Origin of the sequence: Micromonospora sp. NPDC047465, from assembly GCF_040643125.1 — a bacterium.
Taxonomy (GTDB): domain Bacteria; phylum Actinomycetota; class Actinomycetes; order Mycobacteriales; family Micromonosporaceae; genus Micromonospora.
This window is the reverse complement of sequence record NZ_JBEYTP010000027.1, coordinates 53,374-67,253: the sequence shown is the minus strand read 5'-3', so window position 1 is coordinate 67,253 and position 13,880 is coordinate 53,374. Positions and strand designations below refer to the sequence as shown.

15 protein-coding genes are annotated in these 13,880 nt (G+C 72.4%); 13 read left to right on the top strand and 2 right to left on the bottom strand.

Translation table 11 applies throughout. The features are described from left to right. Positions 1-21: 21 nt before the first annotated feature. The 9 genes from ABZ793_RS23240 (at position 22) to ABZ793_RS23200 (ending at position 9,105) form a co-directional block, all read left to right on the top strand. A complete protein-coding gene (locus tag ABZ793_RS23240; RefSeq protein ID WP_357460677.1) occupies positions 22-870 on the top strand; it encodes a hypothetical protein in 849 nt (282 codons plus the stop codon). 30 nt (positions 871-900) lie between these two features. Further along, on the top strand, positions 901-1,422 hold the full coding sequence (locus tag ABZ793_RS23235; RefSeq protein WP_357460674.1) for a hypothetical protein: 522 nt from the start codon (positions 901-903) through the stop codon (positions 1,420-1,422). 198 nt (positions 1,423-1,620) lie between these two features. Further along, on the top strand, positions 1,621-3,135 hold the full coding sequence (locus ABZ793_RS23230) for a pyridoxal-dependent decarboxylase (protein WP_357460671.1): 1,515 nt from the start codon (positions 1,621-1,623) through the stop codon (positions 3,133-3,135). Positions 3,136-3,662: 527 nt separating this feature from the next. After that, positions 3,663-4,895, top strand: coding sequence for an ABC transporter substrate-binding protein (locus ABZ793_RS23225; RefSeq protein WP_357460667.1), 1,233 nt, complete (start codon positions 3,663-3,665; stop codon positions 4,893-4,895). Positions 4,896-4,952: 57 nt separating this feature from the next. After that, positions 4,953-5,834: a branched-chain amino acid ABC transporter permease gene (locus ABZ793_RS23220; protein ID WP_357460664.1), complete on the top strand. Its 882-nt coding sequence runs from the start codon at positions 4,953-4,955 to the stop codon at positions 5,832-5,834. Continuing rightward, positions 5,835-6,977, top strand: a complete 1,143-nt coding sequence (locus tag ABZ793_RS23215) for a branched-chain amino acid ABC transporter permease (RefSeq protein ID WP_357460662.1) — start codon at positions 5,835-5,837, stop codon at positions 6,975-6,977. Further along, positions 6,967-7,767 (top strand): ABC transporter ATP-binding protein, encoded by an 801-nt coding sequence (locus ABZ793_RS23210; protein ID WP_357460659.1) that lies wholly within the window; start codon positions 6,967-6,969, stop codon positions 7,765-7,767. Before ABZ793_RS23215 ends, ABZ793_RS23210 begins: the two co-directional genes overlap by 11 nt. 1 nt (position 7,768) lies before the next feature. Continuing rightward, positions 7,769-8,539: an ABC transporter ATP-binding protein gene (locus ABZ793_RS23205; RefSeq protein ID WP_357460657.1), complete on the top strand. Its 771-nt coding sequence runs from the start codon at positions 7,769-7,771 to the stop codon at positions 8,537-8,539. Next, positions 8,536-9,105, top strand: coding sequence for an NAD(P)H-dependent oxidoreductase (locus tag ABZ793_RS23200; RefSeq protein ID WP_357460654.1), 570 nt, complete (start codon positions 8,536-8,538; stop codon positions 9,103-9,105). Before ABZ793_RS23205 ends, ABZ793_RS23200 begins: the two co-directional genes overlap by 4 nt. 56 nt (positions 9,106-9,161) lie before the next feature. Here the strand turns inward: ABZ793_RS23200 and ABZ793_RS23195 are convergent, their stop codons facing one another. Further along, positions 9,162-9,770, bottom strand: coding sequence for a TetR/AcrR family transcriptional regulator (locus tag ABZ793_RS23195; RefSeq protein ID WP_357460652.1), 609 nt, complete (start codon positions 9,768-9,770; stop codon positions 9,162-9,164). Between the two features lie 119 nt (positions 9,771-9,889). On the opposite strand from ABZ793_RS23195, the gene ABZ793_RS23190 reads away from it, so the two are divergent. The 4 genes from ABZ793_RS23190 to ABZ793_RS23175 are packed head-to-tail and all read left to right on the top strand — an operon-like array spanning position 9,890 to position 12,686. Further along, positions 9,890-10,441: a VOC family protein gene (locus tag ABZ793_RS23190; protein WP_357460649.1), complete on the top strand. Its 552-nt coding sequence runs from the start codon at positions 9,890-9,892 to the stop codon at positions 10,439-10,441. A 33-nt stretch (positions 10,442-10,474) separates the two neighbouring features. After that, a complete protein-coding gene (locus tag ABZ793_RS23185) occupies positions 10,475-11,131 on the top strand; it encodes a carboxymuconolactone decarboxylase family protein (protein WP_357460647.1) in 657 nt (218 codons plus the stop codon). Further along, complete coding sequence (locus tag ABZ793_RS23180; RefSeq protein ID WP_357460645.1) at positions 11,128-11,499, top strand: DUF6285 domain-containing protein; 372 nt, start codon at positions 11,128-11,130, stop codon at positions 11,497-11,499. Before ABZ793_RS23185 ends, ABZ793_RS23180 begins: the two co-directional genes overlap by 4 nt. Beyond that, positions 11,496-12,686 carry an acyl-CoA dehydrogenase family protein gene (locus ABZ793_RS23175; RefSeq protein WP_357460643.1) on the top strand — a complete coding sequence of 397 codons (1,191 nt, stop codon included), beginning with the start codon at positions 11,496-11,498 and terminating at the stop codon, positions 12,684-12,686. The genes ABZ793_RS23180 and ABZ793_RS23175 overlap by 4 nt, the downstream gene beginning before the upstream one ends. A 108-nt stretch (positions 12,687-12,794) precedes the next feature. On the opposite strand, the gene ABZ793_RS23170 is transcribed toward ABZ793_RS23175, so the two are convergent. Continuing rightward, positions 12,795-13,784: a phosphotransferase family protein gene (locus ABZ793_RS23170; RefSeq protein WP_357460640.1), complete on the bottom strand. Its 990-nt coding sequence runs from the start codon at positions 13,782-13,784 to the stop codon at positions 12,795-12,797. Between the last annotated feature and the right edge of the window lie 96 nt (positions 13,785-13,880).

Sequence of the window (13,880 nt, the reverse complement as noted above, 5' to 3'; positions counted from 1 at the left end):
GGCGGACGGAGGAAGGTGACCGTGCAGACACGTAGGGACCGCACCCTGAGAGTGATCAAGGGTGCCAGGTCGGGCGCCCCCGACCGGCCCGCCCAGCGCCGGCTCGTCGTCCGGGCCGTACCGACGCCGATCGAGGAGGTGCTGGGGCGGCTCGACCAGGAGCCGGTCGAGGACCCGATGGCGACCGGTGACCTGACGGTGGTCGGCGATCCGGCGCAGGTGGAGGACCTGCCGGATCCCGACGACGCTGCCGGGGCGAGCGGCGACGACCCCACCGCCGACGACGCCCCCACCGCCGGAGAGGACCCGGCGGGCGAACGCCCCGCCACCGGACGGAAACGAACGGCCGACCGGCACGGGGACCAGGGCGGCTCGGCCGCGCCGCCGGCCCGCCGAGCCCTGACCGGTCTGCTCGTGGCGCTGCTCGCCGGCACGCTCGCCCTGGCCGGCGTCCACGCCCATCGCTGGTACGGCCACCAGGAGCTGGAGAAAGCCCGGCAGGGGGCGGTAGCCGCGGCCAAGCAGGCCAGCGTCGACTTCGTGTCGGTCAGCGCCGCCAGCGTCGACCGGGACCTGCAACGGATCTCCGCCGGGGCGACCGGCGACTTCAAGGAGGAGTTCACCCGTGGCCAGTCACAGGTGCGCGCCGCCGTCGTGGAGAACAAGGTCGAATCGCACGGGTCCGCGCTGCGGGCCGGGCTCGTCTCCGGGGACCGGCGCCGGGCCGTCGTCCTGGTGGCGGTGGACGCCACGGTGAAGAACGTGAAGGCACCCGAGGGGCGGCCCTCGCACTACCGGATCCAGATGGACATGGTGCGGGACGAGGACTCGGGCGCGTGGCTCGTGTCCCGACTGCAGTTCGTCGGTTGACCCCGGCCCGAGCCGACAGAAGGAGGACCCATGCGTACCCTCGACCGTCTTCGGTGGCGGCCCCGTCTCGCGCGCCCGCGCCGTCCCCGGCCCGTTCCGGCGCTGGTCGTGGCGATCCTGCTGGCGGCGGGCCTCGCCGGCCTCGCCTGGCACGGCGAACGCGGCGCCGCGCGGACCGACGCCGCGGTCCGGCAGGCGCTGGCCACCGCTCCGGCGGCGGCCAAGGCCATCTTCTCCTACGACCACCGCACCTTCGACGACAGCGTGGCGAACGGGCGGACCTTCGTCACCGGTCCCTTCGCCGACGAGTACGCGCAGACCACGGCCGCGCTGAAGCAGACAGCCGTGCAGCAGCAGGCGGTGGTGCTGGCGGAGGTCTCCTCGACGGGGGTGGTGACCGCCAGCGCGCACCGGGTAGAGCTGCTGGTCTACCTGAACCAATACCGGCGCAACGTCAACACCGCCGGGGAGAAGGTGGACCAGAACCGGGTGGTGCTGACCCTGGTCGAGGTCGACGACGAGTGGAAGGTCTCGGCGGCGGTCGCCGTCTGAGCGTCGCGCGGGCACCTCGCCGGCGACGAGCGCGACGAGACCCGCCGCGAGGCCGAGGATGGCCGCTCGCCCCTCAGCAGGATCCGGCTGAGCCGGGAGTCAGCGTTGGGGCTGGGCCGGGGCCACCGCACCGGAATTGGCCGGCGCGGCCCCCGGCCCCCGGCCCCCGGATGGCAGGGTGGGGCCCACCCGGGGTGCGTGGTCGCGCCGGCGGCCGACCAGCCCGGGGCGACGACCGGTGAGGAGGCCACCATCGTGACCGACCCCCTGCGCGACGCCGACGCCGACGCCGTGCTGCGCCAGGTGTACGAAGCCGCCGCCCCCTACCTGTCGTCCCTGACGGACCGGTTGGTGCACGACGCGGGCGCCGAGCCGCTGCTGCGCGAGCTGTGGCGGCCGGCCGGCGACGGGGGGCTGCCGGAGCGGGGCGAGGGCGCTGCCGCAGCGGTGCGCCGGCTGCTGCGGGTCGGTACGGATGCCGCCACGCACTCGGCCGGGCCGAGGTTCTTCCACTTCATCATCGGCGGGGTGACCCCGGCGGCGCTGGCCGGCGACTGGACCGCCGCGCTGCTGGACCAGAACGCCGCGTTCCGCGCCTCGTCCCCGTTCGCCGCCGAGACGGAGACGATCGCGCTGACCTGGCTGCGGGAGCTGTTCGGCCTGCCGGAACGGTTCGGCGGTGCGCTGGTCGCCAGCGCCACCTTCGCCAACGTCACCGGGCTCGCCGCCGCCACCCACTGGTGGGCCGAACGGCACGGGGTGGACGTGGCCGTGCGGGGGCTGGCCGGGCTGCCACGGATGCCGGTGCTCTCCGGCGGGTACGTGCACGCCAGCGACCGCAAGGCGCTGCAACTGCTCGGGCACGGGCGGGACTCGGTCGAGATCCTCGCCCGCGACGGTGTGGGCCGGGTCGACCTCGCCGCGCTGGAGCGCCGGCTCGCCGAGATCGGCGCCCCGGCGGTGCTGATCGCCAGCGCGGGTGAGGTGAACGCCGGTGACTTCGACCCGGTGGCGGAGTTGGCCGACGTCGCCGAGCGGCACGGCGCGTGGCTGCACGTCGACGGCGCGTTCGGCATCTTCGCCGCCCTGTCCCCGCGCACCCGTCACCTGGTGGAGGGGATCGAGCGGGCGGACTCGATCGCCGGCGACGGCCACAAGTGGCTCAACGTGCCCTACGAGAGCGGATTCGCGTTCCTGAAGGACCCGGCGCGGTTGCCGGCGGCGTTCGGCATGCCCGGCGCGGCGTACCTGCCGGGGGAGGGCAGCGCGTTGCCGTCAGCGTCCGGTGGGCCGGACTACGCGCTGCTCGGGCCGGAGTCGTCGCGCCGGGCCCGGTCGCTGCCGATCTGGGCGACCCTGGCCGCGTACGGCCGGGACGGGCACCGGGCGATGGTCGAGCGGCACCTCGACCTGGCGCAGCGGCTGGCCGGGCTGGTCGACGAGGCGCCGGAGCTTGAGCGGCTCGCCGACGTGCCGCTGAACATCGTCTGCTTCCGCGCCAACCCGCCCGGTATGCCCGGGGAGGCTCTCGACGACCTCAACCGGCGGCTGGGCGCCGCGCTGCTGGCGGACGGCCGGGTCTACGCCGGTACCACCGTCTACGACGGGCGGGTGGCGCTGCGGCCGGCGATCGTCAACTGGCGCACCACCGAGGGCGACATCGACCTGCTGGTCGACGTGGTCCGCGAGCTGACGGCCAAGCTGACGGGCTGACCGGAAGGGGCCACCGTCACGGCCCCGCCACGTTCACGCGCGGCGCGCTGACCGGTGCCGCCGTCCCAGAGGTCGGGCCGGTGCTGTGCGGCTACGGTCCGGTTGGGGGGGCGGACCTGCCCGGGCGTGTCAGCGGCCGGGGCGGACCTGTCCCGGCGCGTCAGCGGGCGCGATTGCCCCCGCGTGGCGGGCGAGGTCTGAACCCCACCGCCCGGTAGGCCGTCGCGCCCGTCTCGGCCGTGCGCCCCCCAGCCCCACAGCGTCACGGACCGAGATGTCCGGCGCGTTGCGCGCTCTTGACGGTGGGGTTCCCGGCTGGGCCGGACGTCGCGCGGGCACACCGGTCACACCGTCCCGCATACAAATCCGGGTCCTGGTCGCCGAAAAGAGGGCTATATGCGAGGGATGTCGTTAAACATTGCATACGATTCACTTGACAGTGTGGTCAAGCTCGCATTTCATGGAGGCCCGCGTACCTGTGGAGTCCCGTCGGGGCTCGGCGTGTGGAGCTAGGAGCTGTCGCGATGGTGAAGAAGGCGCTAGTCGGCCTGACAGCGGTTGCGCTGCTGGCCGGTTGTGGTAGCGGCGCGGCGAAGGGCGAGACCGCCGCCGACGGGGTCAAGCAGGGCAACGGGGTCACCGACAGCGAGATCAGGGTGGCGCTGCTCAACGACTTCTCCGGGCCGATCGCCGCGCTCGGCAACGCCGCCGCGGTCGGCGCCGAGGTCTACTTCGACACGGTGAACGCCGCGGGCGGCATCTGCGGACGCAAGGTCGTCGCCGTGCGGGAGGACACCAAGTACGACCCGAAGGTGACGGTTCAGGCCTACCGCGCGGTGTCCGACGACGTCGTCGCCATCACCCAGTTGCTCGGCGCCGCCTCGATCAACGCGATCAAGGCCGACATCGCCCGGGACAACGTCATGACCCTGCCCGCGACCCAGACCGGCTCGATGATGACGCTGGAGGACATCTTCCTGTTCCTCCCGCCGTACCAGATCGAGAACATCAACGGCATCGTCTGGGCCGCGCAGAACGTGCCGGCCTCCGGCGCGAAGCTCAAGCTCGGCGTGGTCAACCCGGCCGACGCCTACGGCGAGGAGTTCCACGCCGCGGCCAGGTACGCGGTGGCCAGCCTGCCCAACGTCGAACTGGTCGCCTCCGTCACGTACACCAACACCGACGAGGACTTCACCGCACAGGTGAACAAGCTCAGGAACGCCGGCGCCGAGGCCGTCTTCCTCAACACCACGCCCAAGCAGACCGCCGGCCTGGTCGGTCAGGCCGCCCAGTTCGGGTACGAGCCGACGTGGATCGGGCAGGGCGGCACCTGGGCCGCCTCGCTCGCCAAGCCGCTCGGCGGCCTCACCGAGCGCTACCGCGTGGTCAACAGCGTCGCCGCCCTCGGCGAGGACACCCCGGGCGTGAAGAAGCTCGAGGAGGCGCTGGCGAAGTACGCCGCCGACGAAACCCCCGACAACATGATGGTCACCGGCTGGGTCACCGGCGCGGTCACCGGCGCGGCCCTGGAGAAGGCCTGCGCGAACAAGGATCTCACCCCCGAGGGTGTCGTCGCCGCGATGGAGAACCTCGAGGTCGACCTCGAGGGCGTCGGGCCGAAGCTCAACATGGGCGACGGCCAGTCCCCGGTCTCCCGCGAGTCCCGGGTGAACCGGATCGACCCGAAGACGGGTGGCCTGACGCCGATCACCGACTGGGCCGCCAGCCAGCCGGCCACGACCTGGTCGCTCGGCAAGTAGGTCCCGTTCCCGGGCGGGCAGCCCGCGCCGACGGACACATCGGATGAGAGAGGCCCCATGAGCCTGTTGCTGCAACTGCTGTTCCAGGGCGTGGCCCTGGGACTGGTGTACGGACTCATCGCCCTGGGTTTCGTGATCGTGTTCAAGGGCTCCCGGTCGTTCAACTTCGCGCACGGCGAGTTCGTCATGGGCGGCGCCTACCTGGTGATCGCCGCGGCCGGCGTGGTGCCCTACGCGCTGGCCGTGGTGATCGCCGTGGGCGGGATGGTGCTGGTGGCGCTGCTGGTGGAGAGCCTGTTGCTGCGGCGCATGGTCGGCAGGTCACTGACCACGGTCGTGCTGGCCACGCTGGGTCTGTCGATCATGATGCGATCGGTCGTCGTCATGGTGTGGGGCGTCAACGAGCAGGGTTCGGCCGACCCGGTCGGGCGCGGCACCGTCCGGTGGGGCGACGTGGTGCTCCCCACCAGCGCCATCGCGACGATCGTCGTCTCGGGCGTCGTACTCGTCGGGTTGGCGTACTTCTATCAGCGCACCCGGTACGGCCTCGCGCTGCGCGCCACCGCCAGCCACCAGGAGGCGGCCCTGGCCCAGGGCATCGACGTCCGCCGAATGTTCGCGCTGTCGTGGGGGATCGCCGCGGTCCTCGCCGTCGTGGCCGGCATCTTCCTGGGCGCGTTCCCACGGCAGGTCTCCCCGGCCATGGGCATGGTCGCGCTCGCCGCGCTGCCGGCGATCGTGATCGGCGGGTTCGACTCGCTCCTCGGCGCCATCGTCGGTGGCCTGGTGGTGGGGCTCATCCAGGTGCTCGGCGCCGGCTACCTGGCCGACTTCGGCGGCGGGAAGCTGCACGAGGTGCTGCCGTACATCGTGATGTTCGCCGTCCTGGTCGTCCGCCCCTACGGGCTGTTCGGCAGCCGCGAAGTGGAGAGAGTCTAGATGTCGTCCCCCACCTCGGAGGCCCGCTACCGCCGCGAGCTCTCGCTGCGCCCCGGCACCTCCGCGAAGGTCGGCACCCTCGCCGTCACCGCCCTGCTGCTGGTGCTGCCGCTGCTGGTCGGCCCCCGCTGGCAGACGATCGGCGTGTACGCCTTCATCGCCGCCATCGCGGCGCTCGGCATGCACGTGCTGTCCGGCCTGGCCGGGCAGATCTCGCTCGGCCATGCCGCGTTCCTGGCGATCGGCGCCTACACCGCCTGCTGGCTGGGCGTCGACCAGGAGCTGCCGATCTGGGTCTGGCTGCCGGCCAGTGGGCTGGTCGCCGGCCTCGCCGGAGCCGTCCTCGGCCCGGTCGCGGCCCGCATCCGGGGTCTCTACCTCGCCGTCGCCACGCTGGCCCTGGTCTTCATCCTCCAGTACGTCTGGCAGGTCTGGGGTGACCTGACCGGGGGCGTGAACGGCCGACCCGCGCCCGCCGTCCTGTTCGACGGCGAGGACCTGCTGCGCGGCGTCGAGATCGGCGGGCTGCACCTCACCGGTGAGCAGGCCTGGTGGTACTTCGCCCTCGCGGCCCTGGGGGTCGCGCTGCTGGCCAGCCTGAACATCCAGCGCAGTCGAATGGGCCGGGCGTTCATGGCGGTGCGCGACCGTGACCTGGCCGCCGGGGTCGCCGGTGTGCCGGTGCGGCGCACCAAGGTCACCGCCTTCGTCGTCTCGGCGACGTTCACCGGCATCGCGGGCGCCCTGCTGGCCTCCTTCCAGTCCTACATCGTGCCGACCCAGTGGGGCCTGATGCTCTCCATCGAGTACATCGCGATGGTGGTCATCGGAGGACTGGGCACGACGTTCGGCGCCGTCGCCGGGGCGTTCTTCGTGACCTCGATGCCCCAGGTGGTGCACGCGCTGGCCGGCTTCCTGCCGTTCATCGCCGAGACCTCCAGCACCGACGGCGGGATCTCGGTGCCGCTGCTGTCGGAGTTCCTCTACGGCTTCGCGATCGTCCTGGTGCTGCTCTTCGAACCCGACGGCCTGCACGCCCTGTGGGTGCGCGCCAAGCGGTTCGTCGTACGCCCACCGGCAGCCCCGCCGCCGACCCCCGAGCCAGCCCTTCCGGAACTGAGCGGAGCCGGCCATGTCGCCTGAACCTGCCACCCCCGCCCTGGAGGTACGCGGCGTCACCGTCGGCTACGGCGGGGTCACCACGGTGTTGCACGACGTCAGCCTGCGGGTTCCCGCCGGGCAGATCGTCAGCCTGCTCGGCCCCAACGGCGCCGGCAAGTCGACGCTGATGCGGGCCGTCTCCGGGCTGCTCGGTATCCATCGTGGCGCTGTCACCCGTGGCTCGGTGTCGCTGTTCGGCAGGGACGTAACCCGGGCATCCGCCGCCCAGCGGGTCAGCGCCGGCCTGGCCCAGGCGCTGGAGGGCCGCCAGGTGTTCGTCGACCTCACCGTCGAGGAGAACCTGCGCATCGGCGGCTACCGGCGCCGGGGTTCCCGCAGACCGGGCGACGAGGTGTTCGAGTCGATCCTCGACCGGTTCCCGCGGCTGCGGGACCGGCTGGACCAGAAGGCCGGCTACCTGTCCGGGGGCGAGCAGCAGATGCTCGCCATGGGCCGGGCGCTGATGTCCGCGCCGAAGGTGCTGCTGCTCGACGAGCCCAGCCTGGGCCTGGCCCCGAAGGTCGTCGAGGACATCCGCGACGTCATCGTCGACATCAACCGGCAGGGCACGTCGATCCTGCTGGTGGAGCAGAACGCCATGATGGCCCTCTCCGTCGCCCACCACGGCTACGTCCTGGAGACGGGCCGGGTCGCCAAGGAGGGCTCCGCGGAGAGCCTGCGCGTCGACGACGAGGTCCGTGACGTCTACCTCGGACTCCACAGCGGTCGCCGCGTCGTGACGGTTGCCGCCGACCCCGTGACGGAGGCGTGAGATGAGCGACGTGCTGCTCTCCGTCGAGGGCCTGAGCCTGCGGTTCGCCGGAGTGCGCGCGCTGACCGACGTCTCCTTCGACGTCCGGCACGGCCAGTTGTTCTCCGTCATCGGGCCCAACGGCGCCGGCAAGTCCTCCCTGTTCAACTGCATCTCCGGCGTCTACCGCCCCACCTCGGGATCGATCAGGTTCGACGGCACCGAGTTGGTCGGCCGGGCGCCGCACCGGATCGCCAAGCTGGGCATTGCGCGTACCTTCCAGAACGTCGAGGTCTTCCCGACCATGACGGTGCTGGAGAATCTCCTGCTCGCCCGCCACCACCACATGCGCGGTGGCGTGCCCGCCGGGGTGCTCTGGTTCGGCCGGGCCCGGCGCGAGGAGGTCGCCGCCCGCCGGGCGGTGGACCGGACCATCGACTTCCTCGGGCTCGGCGACCTCCGGCACCGCCGGGTCGGGTCGCTCCCGCACGGCCTGCAGAAGCGGGTCGAGCTGGGCCGCACCCTGGCGATGGAGCCGAAGCTGCTGCTGCTCGACGAGCCGGTCGCCGGCATGAACCACGACGAGACGCAGGAGATGGTGCGTGCCATCGTCCGGGCCAGGCAGGAACTCGGCGTCGCCGTCGTCCTCGTCGAGCACGACATGGGCGTGGTCATGGAGATATCCCAGGAGATCTGCGTACTGGACTTCGGCGAGCGGATCGCCCTCGGCGCGCCGGCCGACGTCGCCCGCGACGAGGCCGTGCTGACGGCCTACCTCGGTGGTGCGCTGTGAGTGGGCGCGTACGCCTGCTCGGCATCTCCGGCAGCCTGCGCGCCCGCTCCTACAACACCGCGCTGCTGCATGCCGCGCGCGCGGTCGCGCCCGAGGGGGTGGCACTGGAGATCGCCGACATCGGCGAGGTGCCGCTGTTCAACGACGACCTGCTGCCCGACCCGCCGGGCGCGGTGGCGCGGCTGCGCGCGCAGGTGGTGGCTGCCGACGGCCTGCTGCTCGCCGCCCCTGAGTACAACGGCGGCGTCACCGGTGTGCTCAAGAACGCCCTGGACTGGCTGTCGGTCCCGCCGACCGCGTCCGCGCTGCGGCGCAAGCACGTCGCCCTGGTGGGCGCCTCCCCGGGGATGCTCGGCACGGCCCGCGCCCAGACCCAGCTGCGTGCGGTCCTCACCCTGTGCGGTGCCCGGGTGGTAGCCGCCCCCGAGGTCCTGGTCGCGCACGCGCACCGGCGCTTCGACGACGACCTGGCGTTGGCCGACGAGCAGGCCCGGCTGCTGCTTGGCAAGCTGGTGGGCAGGCTGGTCCGCGAGATCCGCGACTCCCACCCGCTGGTGCCCTCCTGAGCCCCGCCGCAACCCGACCGGCCCCGAGGCGACCGCCGGGTGCCGCCGGCCGCCCCTCAGTCCCGGGGCAGGCCGAGGGCCTGCACGGTCAGCAGGTTGAGGGTGTCCACCACGTTGTCGTTCGCGTCCGATTCGCCGAGGACGTACCGCAGGTAGAGCGTCCGGTCGACCATGGCCCCGAGCGCCTGCGCCGCGACGTACGCGTCGAGGTCGACGCTCACGAGGCCCTCGGCCTGCCAGCGGCGGATGGACCGGGCGGTGCGCTCGGTCGTGGTCCTGCGGTGGGACTGGCGCAGCGAGCGGAAACCCTCGTCGATGGTCGCCACCTGCTCCACGATCGCCATCAGGGCGGCGTTCTCCCGGTAACGGGCGCAGTAGTTGCGGTTGGCCTGCTCCAGGCGTTCCCGTGGGCTCGCGGGCCGGGACGTGGACGGGTCGGTCGCGAACATCTCGTCGAACAGCCGCGAGGCGACCTCGTAGAAGATCGCCTCCTTGGACGGGAAGTGCGTGTAGAAGCTGCCGTAGGCGACGCCGGCCGTCGACGCGATGTGCGCGATCCGGGTGTCGACGAAGCCCCGCTCCTCGAACACCTTCCGGGCGGCGGTGAGCAGGCGCTCGCGCGTGGCGCGACCGCGGCTGCTCAGGGGCAGGGACGGCGTCGGCACGGGCGGAAGCGTAGCAGTCCCGCAGACCGTTGACCCCTCAACTTGACCTGACTATCATGTCAAGTCTGGGCCGGCCGGACGGCCAGCACCGGACGCGCCGCCAGAGAGGAACCGGGACGATGACGAACACCGGGTTCGAGATCAGGGGCATCAACCACCTCGCCCTGGTCTGCTCCGACATGGAGCGCACCGTGGACTTCTACCGCAACGTGCTGGGCCTGCCGCTGATCAAGACCATCGCGCTGCCCGACGGCGGTGGCCAGCACTTCTTCTTCGACCTGGGCGGCGGCAACCACCTCGCGTTCTTCTGGTTCCCCGACGCCCCACCGGCCGCTCCCGGCATCGCCGCCGCGGCCACCATCCCCGGCAAGGGCGAGTTCACCACCGCCGTCGGCTCGATGAACCACGTGGCCTTCACCATTCCCGCGGACAAGTTCGACGAGTACCGCGCGAAGCTCAAGGAGAAGGGTGTGCGGGTCGGCTACATCGTCAACCACGACGACAGCCCGTCCGGGGTCGCGCGTGAGATGCACGACGGGGTCTTCGTCCGCTCGCTCTACTTCCAGGACCCCGACGGGATCCTCCTCGAGTTCGCCGCGTACCTCCGGGAGTTCACCCCCTCCGACGTCCGTCACGCGCCGGCCCGGGCCGTCGTTCCCGCCACCGCCTGACCGCGATCCGCACCGAGGAAAGGAAGGACACCCGTGCCACGTCTCCGGCAGGTATCTCGCGACGAGGCCGAGGCCGACATCGTCGTCACCATGTACGACCAGCTCTTCGGCCGCGACCGGGACCCGGTCGCCGAGCCCGGCACTGCCGCCGGCACCCCGGGCGACTGGTGGACGGTCTTCGCGCTGGTGCCGGACGTGCTCAAGCACGCCGTGCGCGGCTTCGCGCTCTACCGCAGCCCCAGGCGGCTGCTCGACCCGGTGCTCCGTGAGCTGGGGCAGACCCGCGCCGGCTGGCTGCGCGGCAGCCAGTTCGTCTTCTCCCAGCACTGCAAGTCGCTGCGCGCGCTGACGGTGAGCGAGGAGCGGATCGCCGCCATCCCGTCCTGGGGCGTGTCGGACCTGTTCACGCCGCTGGAGCGGGCGGTCCTGTCCTACACCGACAGCCTCGTCACCGGCGGCGGCCGGGTCGACGACGGCACCTTCGCGGTGCTCAAGGCGAACCTGACCGACGAGCAGATCCTCGAACTGACCTACATCACGTGCCTCTACGACATGCACGCCGTAATGAGCCGGGCCCTGCGCCTGGAGTTCGACGACCGCGAGGAACCGGTCGTGGAGGTCGCCGCGCCCGAGGGATACGAGGCCTTCGACGTCGGCGCGGCCACCAGCCTCGCCGAGGACCGCCGTTGACCACGACCGTGCCGCCCCGGGCCGCGCTGCACGACGTACCCACCGCCGCCGAACTGGTCGCGGCCGTGCGCGAGTTCCTCGCCGACGAGGTCCTCGGCGCCGTCGCGGGCGCCACCCGGTTCCATACCCGGGTGGCGATGAACGCCCTGGGCATCGTCGAACGCGAACTCGCGCAGGGTGGCGCCGACGTGCTCGCCCACCGGCAGCGGCTGGCCCGGCTCGGGTACGCCGACGACGCGGGGCTGGCGGAGGCCATCCGGTCCGGCGCCGAGGACGGCCGGTACGCCGAGGTGAAGGCCGCGATCGCCGAGAGCGTGGCCGCCAAGCTGCGTGTGGCCAATCCCGCGTACCTGAAGGAGACGCCATGACGTTCCAGGTCCCGGAGCACATCCGCCCACTGCGCGACAGGGTCCACCGGTTCATGGTGGAGCGGGTCGAGCCCCACGAGAGCGTCCTGCACGCCGGCGGGCCCGAGGCCGCGCGGCTCGTCGCGCAGCTCCAGGCGCAGGCCAAGGCCGAGGGGCTGTGGGCGTTGGGCCACCCGGCGGAGCTGGGCGGGGGAGGGCTGCCGTTCCTCGACTACGTCTACGTCAACGAGGTGCAGGGGCGCAGCGAGTTCGGGCAGCTCGCGTTGGGCACGTGGACCCTCCAGGACTCGATCATGCTGAACCGGCACGCGAGCCCGCACTGGCGGGAGGCGTACCTCGAGCCGCTGGTCGCGGGGGAGATCTCGCCGAGCTTCGCGATGACCGAGCCGGACGTGGCCGGGTCCGACCCCACCCGGCTGCGGACCACGGCCACCCTGGAAAACGGGGAGTGGGTGATCAACGGACGCAAGTGGTTCACCACCGGCGCGGCGAAGGCGGCATACACCACCGTGATGTGCCGGACCGAGACGGACGCCGCGCCGCACGCGTCGTTCAGCATGATCATCGTCCCGACCGACACCCCCGGCTACCGGATAGTCCGGGACACCCCCGTGCTCGGCATCGACAGCGGCCACTACGAGGTCGACTACGACAACGTGCGGGTGCCGGAGCAGAACCTGCTGGGCGAGCGCGGCAAGGGCTTCCTCATCGCCCAGGAGCGGCTCGGCCCCGGCCGGATCTTCCACGCGATGCGCTGGCTCGGCCAGGCCCAGCGGGCCTTCGACCTCATGTGCCGACGGCTCAACGAGCGGACCGCCTTCGGGGGGCCGCTGGCCGACAAGCAACTGATGCAGCAGCACGTCTTCGACTCGTACACCGAGATCCAGGCCAGCCGGCTGCTCACCCTGCAGGCGGCCGAGCAGATCGACCGGGGCGACCAGGCCCGGGTCGAGATCGGGGCGATCAAGGTCTTCGGGGCCCGCATGCTGCACAACGTCGTCGACCGGGCGGTGCAGGTCTTCGGCGCGGCCGGCGTCACCGACGACACCCCGCTCAGCCACATGTACCGCGCCGCGCGGTTCGCCCGCCTCTACGACGGCGCCGACGAGGTGCACATCCAGAGCGTCGGCCGGCGCATCCTCGGCGAGTACCGCAGGGGTGGGAACTGGGAGTTCGGGCTGCGCTGACCGCCCGCGCGAGGACCGGCCGGGACGCGTGGCGCCCGGCCGGTCCTCGCGTCGCCGGGCGGCTGCGCCGTTCCGTTCCGCCGACCGGCCTGGCGCCTCGTCGGCCGGTCAGGGGAGCAGCCGCAACAGCTCCCACTCGTTCTCGCTCACCCGGCGGCCGATCGTGGCCAGCTCCACCGAGCGGGTCGCCCCGGAGCGGTGCCGCTCGGTCTGGTGGATGCAGATGACGCCCCACTTCAGGGTGCCCATCACCTGCCACCAGTGCAGGGCCTCGCGGTCGACCGTCGTCCCGCTCTCCGCCTCGTAAGCCGCCACCAGGTCGTCGACCGCGCCGAAGCCGCCGACCACCGGTACCCGGCCGAACCGCCACGCCTTGACGCACAGCCAGCCGAGGTCCTCCAGCGGATCGCCGAGATGGGCCAGCTCCCAGTCCAGGACGGCGCGGATCCCCTCCGGCCCGACGATGAAGTTGCCGTTGCGGAAGTCGCCGTGCACGACCCGCGGCGGTACGGCCGCCGGCCGGTGCGCGTCGAGCCAGCGGATCGCGAGCTCGAACGCCGGGTGCGGGTGACCGTAGTCCGCGAGCGCCCTGCGCCAGGTGTCGAGTTCGTCGCGGGCCTCCAGCCCGGGCGCGGCAGCGGGGGGGATGCGTTGGATCCGGGCCAGGATCCGGCCACACTGCGCGGCCAGCAGCGGGCGGGCGGCCGCGTACTCCTCGTCGCGCAGGATCTTGCGGGGGATGGACTCGCCCTCGATCCGGGCCATCACGGCGTACGCCGCGCCAAGGTCGTCGGCATCGGTGCTGGACGCCAGGATGGCGGGTGACGGGACACCGGCCTCGCCCGCCGCGGCCATCAGCGCGGTCTCGCGGCCCATCGCGTCGGCCTCGAACCCGCCGGGAGCGTCCATCCGCAGGATGAGGCCCTGCGGGGGCGTGCGGTCACCGCGCAGGTCGAAGGACCAGGTGTGCCGGGACGCGCCGGCCGGCAGGCGGCGGAGGTTGTCGACCCGCACGCTCGGGTCGCCGGTGCGCTCGGCGAGCACGGCACGCAGCCGCTCCCCGAGCCGGCTCGCCTCGTCGGTCGTCGGTGCGGTCAAGCTGGGCACGTGCTTCCTCCCGGACCTGAGCTGCGGGGAACCCGCACGAGGATTGTATGCAATTCGCGGGCGGTTGTCGCGGGTGGAGACGGGCGG